General features: G+C 41.7%; 2 protein-coding genes. Both read right to left on the bottom strand.

Annotated elements, in window-relative coordinates; translation table 11 throughout:
- Nucleotides 1-312, bottom strand: a 312-nt coding sequence (gene mazF / locus Xhom_RS25325) for an endoribonuclease MazF (protein ID WP_099140145.1), incomplete at its 3' end; no start/stop codon positions are given.
- Complete coding sequence (locus Xhom_RS25330) at nucleotides 312-557, bottom strand: AbrB/MazE/SpoVT family DNA-binding domain-containing protein (protein WP_099140146.1); 246 nt, start codon at nucleotides 555-557, stop codon at nucleotides 312-314. The genes Xhom_RS25330 and mazF, both read right to left, overlap by 1 nt.
- Nucleotides 558-597: the final 40 nt, after the last annotated feature.

Genomic DNA, 597 nt, shown 5'->3' on the forward strand with positions numbered 1-597 from the left:
CTTAGCTCTTATATCTTCCAGTTCTGAAGAGTTAATCTTACCTTTCTTTGTCACCTTTCTGGCTCGCCAATCAACGCATGTTATCTGGTCGGCTAAGGCGACACTATCACGACTTCCTGATAGTTCAACTTCAAAAGGATAATCTTTTGCCTTCGTTGTGCAAGGAACACAAAGTAGTAACCCCACTTTATTGTTATATGCAAATGGACTCAGCACTACTGCGGGCCTATGGCCTCCCTGTTCGTGTCCAGTCACGGGATCAAAGTCAATCCAGATAATATCACCAGAATCAGGCACAAAACGAGAAACCATCAGATCAGTTCCTTACCCATTGGAGAGCCAAAATCCATTTTTTCATGAATATTTTCCGGTGTAATTCCAGCTAATAGCGCATCCAGAGAATACTCTTTCGCCTTTATCGGAATAATGACAATTCGACCATCTTCGACAGTAATATCAACAGTATCATCAACATTTAGTGAGGCGGCTTGCATGATAGCTACCGGAAGACGTACAGAAGGACTGTTACCCCATTTTTTCACGACTACTTGTGCCATTTTTAATTCCTCAAAGTATCAACAATGAAGATACTCTACC

The organism is Xenorhabdus hominickii (assembly GCF_002632725.1).
GTDB lineage: Bacteria > Pseudomonadota > Gammaproteobacteria > Enterobacterales > Enterobacteriaceae > Xenorhabdus > Xenorhabdus hominickii.

What these genes read in the sequence shown, in the direction of transcription:
- Xhom_RS25330 (WP_099140146.1), bottom strand. Translation starts at nt 557, where the DNA reads ATGGCACAAGTAGTCGTGAAAAAATGGGGTAACAGTCCTTCTGTACGT.